Raw genomic sequence first — 7,647 nt, forward strand, 5'->3', positions numbered from 1 at the left:
TCACAGCGCGAGGGGGATGCCGATCCTGGTGAGGAAGTCCGTGCTCTTGCGCAGTACGCGCTCGTGGGCGGCGCGACGGGCGGGATGGTTCAGCAGCCGCCCGCGGAGCGCGAATCCGTCGGAGATCCCGGTGTCGCGGTAGGCGGCGGGGTTGTAGAACGAGGCCATGCTGGCGCTGAGGTAGTCGGCGAGGTAGTGGCTGACGGCCGCACGGTCCTCGGCGTCCAGCCCGGCCGCCAGCAGCCGCTCCCACAGCAGCTGGACCAGCCGTGCTCCGAAGGCGATGTGGCGGCTCTCGTCCTGGTGGTGAATCCGGTTCAGCTGCCGGATGGTGGGATGCAGCCGGTCGTCGGCGGCCAGGTGCACGTTGTAGTGGTCGACGATCTGCTCGAACAGCAGGATGCGGGCGAACACCAGGAAGTTCTCCCGCCGCGGGTCCTGGGCGGGAGCGGCCGGCCCCAGTTTTTTGCTGGGGTAAATTCGCCCGCCGTACTTCAGGCAGAAGGTGGCGAAGAACCACATGTGCTCGTTCTCCTCACCCATGAAGTGGTGGAAGAACTCGGACGGCGTCTCGAAGCCGGGCGTGTGGACCCGGCGCATGACCTCGATGAGCAGTTCCCTGATTCCGTGGACGTTCAGGCTGTAGAAGTTGAYGCTCTCCCAGCGGCTGAGGGCGCGCAGCTGGGCGGGGGCGAGATTCTCGGCATACTGCGTCCCGTGCACGGACAGCAGTTCGGGCGAGAACCAGAATTCGTCCGCGGGCAGACTCGGTGGCCAGTCGAACGTGGTGTACGGGTTGTAGTAGTCGCTGCTGGCCCTGGCCGAGAGGCGGTCGAGAAGCCGCTGGAACCCGGCATCCGTGATATCCGCGGCACACAAGGTGCCCGAGGTATTCGAAATGTTCGATGTATCCGAAATATTCGAGGTCATGCCGGCTCCTTCCGGACGGGCCAGGCGATGCTGTCGAGCAGTTTCCTGTGCAGTTGCGGGGTGGAGGCGGCCACGCAGGACCGCTGGTTGGTGACGTCCAGGTCGGTCAGGGCCGTGTCGCCCAGCGGCTGCCCGTAGGCGTCGGTGATGACGATGCCGGCCTTCTCGGCCAGCAGGACGGCGGCGGCGATGTCATAGGGGAACAGGTGCAGCACGCGTCCGTTGCCCACGCGTTGGAACTCGCCGAGCAACGCGGGGTCGTCCCGCAGCAGGCGGTTGCCGATGTCGACGTACGCGTCGAGCTGCCCGGTGATCAGGCGGGAGATGGAGTAGGTGGCGCTGTTGAAGACGAACACGCCCCCCGTGTTGGCCGACAGGTCGATGAGATGTCCGTATGCCTCGGTCATCAGCCGGGCCGGGTGCCCGTTGAACTCCAGCGACCAGAACATCCGTGACGGGTCCGTGGTGCGGGTCGGGGCGGGCACGGGGTGGTCGTACCCGTGCGCGACCACCCCGGGGGTGTCCCTCTCGGCGTACAGGCAGGCACCGGTCYTCCACTCCATCAGCAGCGCGTGCCGCACGTCCGCGATCCGGGGACACGCGGTGAGGCGGGCGACGGCGACGGCGACGGTGGCGGACTCCAGCCCGGCCACGGCGGAGCGGGTGCCGTCGATGGGGTCGACAACCAGCAGGTGCCGTGGGGCACGGCCGTGCTCGCGCAGGCCGCGGTCCTCGGAGAACACGGCCATGGGCAGGTCCCGCTCGACGACGTACTTCCACACGGCGCGCTCGGCCACGTCGTCGATCCCGAACTGGGCGTCGCCACCGGGCGAGTGGCCGCGTACGCCGCGGTTCTCCGTCAGGGCTCGGCCCGCGGTGATCTCGCCGCGCACCAGCCGGGCGAGGCCGAGCAGGTACTCCCGCCAGCCCTGCCACCCGTGATCGTCCATCCGGGCCCTCCTGCCGTTCGTTACTGCGCCTCTCCAGGCGACGTCCGTCGCCGCGCCTCTCCAGGCGACGAGGGTCACTGCGCCTCCTGGGCGACGAGGGTCTCCAGGCGGTCGCAGAGCAGGTCCGCCTCCTCGATTGTGATGATCAGAGGCGGCCGTATCTTCAGCACGTTTCCGCGTCCGTAGCGGGAGGTGCGCAGGATCAGGCCGTGCTCCATGCCGCTGCGCGCGAGATGCCGCGTCAGCGAGGTGGCGGGCTGGCCATCACGGTCGGTGAGTTCGATTCCGATCATCAGGCCCAGTCCCCGCACGTCGTCGACGCAGGGGTACCGCTGGGCCATGCCGCGCAGCCGCCGCATGATGTGCGCCCCGACCGCGCGGACGTTCGCCAGGAAGGCGGGCCGGGAGACGATCTCGAGGGTCCTGGCGGCGGCCGCCGCCGCCAGGAGGTTGCCGCCGTACGTGAACGAGTGGAACTCACCGCCGAGCCCGGAGAACTCCTCGCTGGTGAGGATCGCCGCGACCTGGGCTCCGGAACCGCCCAGCCCCTTGGACGTGGTGATGATGTCGGGCCGCACATCGAAGTGGTCCGCGGCGAACATGTGCCCGGTGCGGCCGATACCGGTCTGGACCTCGTCGAAGACCAGGACGATGCCCCGCTCGTCGCAGATGCGGCGCAGCGCCGCCAGGTATCCGTCCGGTGGCACGATGTTGCCGCCGGAGCCGGACACCGGTTCGACGACGACGCAGGCGACACTCCCCGAGGACGCGTGATCGATGAAGTCGTTGATCCGTTCCGCGCACAGCAGACCGCAGGTGTCCGGCCGCTGCCGGTAGAAGCAGCGCCGGCAGTACGGGTCGGGGACATGGACGACCCCGGGGACGAGCAGCGGGAACGGCTCCCTGCGGAACGCCTCCCCGGACATCGCCGTCGTCAGCAGGGTCTGGCCGTGGTGGCTGCGGAACAGGGTGATCACGTCACGGCGGCCGGTGTGGACCTGTGCCATCTTCACCGCGCCCTCGTTCGCGGTGGAACCCCCCGACACCTTCAGGTGCACCCGCGTGAGGTTCGGCGGTGACACCGCGACAAGCCTGCGGACGAGTTCGTCGACGGGCCTGGTCTGGAACGTCGAGGTGGCGTGGATCAGTAGATCGGCCTGCTCACGGATGGCCTTGATGATTTCGGGGTGGCTGTAGCCGAGGCTGAGATTGAAGGTGGCGGAGGCACAGTCGATGTACGCCCTGCCCTCGGTGTCGTACAGGTAGATGCCGTCACCGTGGTGCATCATGTAGTCGCTGACCTGGTGGTGGAGCAGGTCCTGGATTCGCCGCGTGTCGTACAAACTTACCGCCCCCTTGGTGTGGGCGACGGCCGTCGAATGCCGGAGTTCATCCGGCGCGATTCCGCCGGCCTCGTGGCCGCACTCAGACGGGAAGAACGAAGGTGAAACTCCCTTCCCAGCCCTCCGCCGTCTCGCGGACGTTCATGAGGCATTCCGGCCGGAAATGCCTGTCCAGACGGTTTCTGCGCTCTCCCGGGAAGTACAGCATCGTCGTCAGCACCGCGCCGCCGGGCGGCTGCACCTTCACGTGGACGTGGCGGGTGCGGCCCGGGTAGACGGCCGGCAGGACGGTTTCCAGCCGCCAGTTCCCCGCGGTGTCAGCAAACTGGTGTCCGCGCAGGGTGAAGCCCTCCTCGTCGTACACACCCTCGTCGCCGACCTGCCAGAAGTCCAGCAGCGTACCGCCGACTGGTTTTCCGTCCAGCCCCACGACACGGCCGGACAGCACCATGGGCGTACCGGTCCCGACATCGTTGCGGAAGTTTGTCTTGTACGGGGTGCAGGGCTTGTAGTACGGCCCCTCGGTCTGTTCGGGAGTCGGCGGTGTGCCGTTGCACCTGCATTCGGGTGTCGGGATCAGGAGCTCCTGTCCCCGCACTGTTTCCGCCATCTTGGAACTCCTTCGGTGATCGACGCGAGAAACGCCTCACGGAGTTTTCGCGGAGCGATACAGGAAGCCGTCCGCCGTCCGCCGTCCGCCGTTCGATCTCGATCGAGGCGCGCGCGACGCGTGAACGGGTCAGATGAACGGCGAGATCTGGTTGGAAGGGGAACGGCGGAGCCCTCTCTCGTGGGCCGCGTGGCGCAGCATGACGACCCGGGCCCGGGCGAACAGGTCGTCGTCCGGGGGACGGGTCAGGATGTCCGTCAACGCGAAGAGATCGAGGGCACGACTGATCCGCGGCCAGTCCGGTGGCAGCAGACCGCCGCCGGCCTGGAAGGCGTCCGTCAACCCCCGGGAGAAGGCCGTCGGGTAGTCGTCGGCGAAGCGCAGCATGTTGCCGACGTCCACCAGCGGCGAACCGCTGAAGGCCAGTTCCCAGTCGAGCACCGCGGCCACCTGCCAGCGGTCGTCACCCCGCCGCTCGACCAGCACGTTCTTCGGGTTGAAGTCGTTGTGGACGAGGCTGCGCTGGCCGCACACGGCGGCGCACGGCCGCGCGCTCCTCTCGGCCAGCCACCGCAGCGTCGCCACGTCGGAGGAGCTGAGGCGTTGCGCGGCGCGACCGGTGCCGCCGGGCCGTCCGTCCGGGTGCCGCGCCGCCGAGAGGCGCCTCTCCACGAATTCCGGCAGATCACTCGTGACATCCCGCCTCGCCGGCCGGGGCACGAGCGAGGCTTCCTCGAAGTATCCCGGCCCGGGCAGAGCGAACATGCCGATGCGGGCCAGTGCCGCGCCGACCTCCCGGCCCAGGGAATCCGCACCCTCCGGAGAGGCATCCGCCAGCGGCCCGGACAGCATGACGCCCTGGACGAAACGGTAGACGAGGGCCGGGCGGCCCGTCGCCCGGCCGTCCGGGTCCGCGGCCACGAGTTCGGGCACCGGGACCCGGCCGCGCAGCCGCGTCAGCAGGGCGGCCTCCACCTCGCAGGGGTTGCGCCGCACCGCCGTCCCGCCTCCGCCCGAACCGTAACGACGCAGGACATAGCGCTCGTTTCTACGGGTTGTCAGCATGATCGACTCGTTGGTGTACCCGCCGGGAAGCGGACGCGCGTGCCGCACACTGTCACCCGGCAGCGCGTCGTGGAGCAGCCAGGCACGGACGTCGGTCTCGAGACGGACGGAATCGCTGATCGCCGTCTCACCCGTTCGCCTGCCGTGCGTCCGGTTCTCCTCGTGACGAGGCCGGTCCGCGTACACGCGGTTCTGGGCGACATTCGCGCGGTTCTGGGCAGCGTCTGCCGCGGCGGCGTCCGGCGACGTGTCGTCCGGCGACGCTCCGTCCTGGCGTGCGATGGTCGCGGCCCGGGCAGCCAGGACGAGGCCGCCCGCCGGGCCTGCCATCGAACCGAGCGCGGCTGGTACGACGAAGTCGTCCGCCTCCTGTTCCGGCAGGCCCGGATACCCGGCGAGCCGCTTCGCCAACTCGGCCCGTACCAGGGGGAACAGTCCCGGCAGCACCGACATCCCGCCCCCGATCACGATCCGCTCGGGCGCGGTGCAGTAGACGACGTTGCGCAGCCCCTCGGCCAGATAGGCCGCCTCCAGCTCGACCGCCCTGCGAAGCTCCTGACCGGCGAGTTCTTCCGCCGGCCGCCCCCAGCGGGCGGCGGCCGCCCGTCCGCTCGCCATGCCCTCCAGACAGTCCCCGTGGAAGGGGCAGTTGCCCGCGAACCCGTCCCCCGGCTGCCGCGCCACCGCCACATGGCCGATCTCGGTGTGCACCAGCCCGCGCACCGGCCGGCCGCCGACAACCGCCGCACCGCCGACCCCGGTACCGACCGTGATGTACACGAAGGTCTCCAGCCCACGTGCCGCGCCCCACCGGCCCTCGCCCAGCGCGGCCCCGTTGACATCGGTGTCGATCGTCACGGGAACACCCAGCTCACGCGCGAGCCTGCCCTGGACGTCCACGTTGCTCCAGCCGGGTTTGGGCGTGTTCGTAACAAACCCGTACCGGGGGTGGGAGCGGCGCAGCTCCAGCGGGCCGAAGGACGCGACGCCCACCGCGGCCGGCGGCCCGTGATCGGCCGTGGCCTCCCGGAAGAACGCGACCACCCGGGCAAGCGTCGGCCCCGGCTCCCCGGTAGGGAAGCGCATGTGGGCGGCGACGTCGTCGGGGCCCGTCCCCAGCAGGCACAGCATCTTTGTTCCGCCTGACTCCACCGAGCCGTACAGCGGGCCGCGCGTGCTCATCGGTCGCTCGCAGGCCAGCCGTCCGCCCCCACGGGCGCCGGGTCGGACCGGATGACGACCTTCATCGCGCCGTATCCCGCCTCCCTCCAGGCCAGCAGACCGAAGGCGTCCTGGTGGCGCTCGAGCGGGAACTCGTGCGTCACCAGGGACTCCAGCGGCAGTTCACGGGCCAGGTCGACAGCGACGGGGAAGACATCGGCCCGGTAGTCCCCCGCCCCGATCAGGCTGATGCCGTGGCTGGTCAGGTACATCGGTGTCATCAGCGTCGAGTAGGTGGCGTCGAAACCCATCCCCACGACCCGCCCCCCGTCGGCCACCAGGCGCAACGCCCGCTCCACGGCCGTGCCCGTCGTGTCGAACACGACCTCGGGCCGCTGTCCGTCGCCCGCCGCCACCACGGTGTCCGTCGGATCCGCTCCCCCGCCGTCCACGACATGGGTGAAGGCCGCCTTGGCCGTCGCCAGCCGGTACGGGTCGGACTCGACGACCACCACCCGCCGTGCCCGTCGCGCCGCGACCAGGCCCGTCAGCACGCCGATCGGCCCCGCGCCGAGCACGGCCACGGTGTCGCCGAAGGAGACGTCCGCCGCGAGGACGTTGTTGAGCACACAGGCCAGCGGCTCCACCAGCACGGCCTGACGAAACCTCATGCCTTCCGGAAGCCGTTCGGTGAAGCGTTCCGGCAGCACGACGTAGTCGGCGTACGTGCCGTCGCGGTCGACACCGACCTCCGTTCCTCGCTTGTGCTGGCAGAAATTGGTCGCCCCACGCCGGCAGGGCGGGCAGCCGCCGCAGAACAGGGTGGGGTTGACCACCACCCGGTCGGCGGGCCGCACCGTTGTGACATCCGGCCCCGTTGCCTCCACCACACCCACGGCCTCGTGCCCGAGAACCACACCAGGCCGTGCTGGAAAGCGGCCGAGCAGAATCTTGCGATCGGTACCGCAGACTCCCGTCCCGGTGACTCTGACCAGGACGTCGTCACGCCGGGCAATGTCCGGAAACTGACGCTCTCGTATCTCGACGGAGCCGGAACCCAGATACACCAGTGCTTTCACGGCGCCTCCCAGGAGTCCACGACCGCAGGTCGTATGACTCAGGCATGTGGCTCAGGCAATGGCTCTGACTCAAGCAATGGCTCAAGCAATGACTCAGGCAATATGGCTCAGGCAATATGGCTCAGGCGTGTGACTCTCGTCACTCGACTGTCAATGTCCACTATAGTTTCACAACCGGGCCTGTCAACGTAGCGGTGCGACGATGGTGTTGCAATTGCCCGGCTTGCCGCGACGTTCCCGTTCCGCTCGGACGGTCGGCGCTGGTCACATATTCGTCCGGAAAATCCGTCACCCGCCGCCGATCCCGCATCGGCCTTTTCGCGCTCCAGCGCGGCGTTCTTCACCAACCCGGTGGCACGGCCGGCCCGGAAACCACAGCCTGCCGACAGACGGAAACTGCCTCTGAGCTCGATAGCTACGGGCGTACGACGGCCACCGGGCAGGCGGCGTGCAGGACGCACTGGTGGCCGGTGGAGCCGAGCAGCAGCGCGGCGAAGCCGCCGTGGCCG

At 69.3% G+C, this 7,647-nt stretch carries 7 protein-coding genes; all 7 read right to left on the minus strand.

Annotation, left to right across the window (positions count from 1 at the left end):
* On the minus strand, positions 1 to 930 hold the full coding sequence (locus BL254_RS22555) for a diiron oxygenase (RefSeq protein ID WP_175648449.1): 930 nt from the start codon (positions 928 to 930) through the stop codon (positions 1 to 3).
* Entirely contained in the window at positions 927 to 1,880 is a 954-nt protein-coding gene (locus tag BL254_RS22560) for an inositol monophosphatase family protein (protein ID WP_076845034.1), read from the minus strand. The genes BL254_RS22555 and BL254_RS22560 overlap by 4 nt, the downstream gene beginning before the upstream one ends.
* A 74-nt stretch (positions 1,881 to 1,954) precedes the next feature.
* Positions 1,955 to 3,169, minus strand: coding sequence for an aspartate aminotransferase family protein (locus BL254_RS22565; protein ID WP_076845042.1), 1,215 nt, complete (start codon positions 3,167 to 3,169; stop codon positions 1,955 to 1,957).
* A 136-nt stretch (positions 3,170 to 3,305) separates the two neighbouring features.
* Entirely contained in the window at positions 3,306 to 3,833 is a 528-nt protein-coding gene (locus BL254_RS22570) for an intradiol ring-cleavage dioxygenase (protein ID WP_047225172.1), read from the minus strand.
* 129 nt (positions 3,834 to 3,962) lie between these two features.
* Positions 3,963 to 6,080 carry an ROK family protein gene (locus tag BL254_RS22575; RefSeq protein WP_083731313.1) on the minus strand — a complete coding sequence of 706 codons (2,118 nt, stop codon included), beginning with the start codon at positions 6,078 to 6,080 and terminating at the stop codon, positions 3,963 to 3,965.
* On the minus strand, positions 6,077 to 7,138 hold the full coding sequence (locus BL254_RS22580; protein WP_076845038.1) for a zinc-binding dehydrogenase: 1,062 nt from the start codon (positions 7,136 to 7,138) through the stop codon (positions 6,077 to 6,079). The genes BL254_RS22575 and BL254_RS22580 overlap by 4 nt, the downstream gene beginning before the upstream one ends.
* Positions 7,139 to 7,553: 415 nt before the next feature.
* Positions 7,554 to 7,647: universal stress protein (locus BL254_RS22585; RefSeq protein WP_175648450.1), on the minus strand; the 94-nt coding region annotated here is incomplete at its 5' end.

This window comes from Protofrankia sp. BMG5.30 (assembly GCF_001983005.1).
In the GTDB taxonomy this organism is placed as follows: domain Bacteria; phylum Actinomycetota; class Actinomycetes; order Frankiales; family Frankiaceae; genus Protofrankia; species Protofrankia coriariae.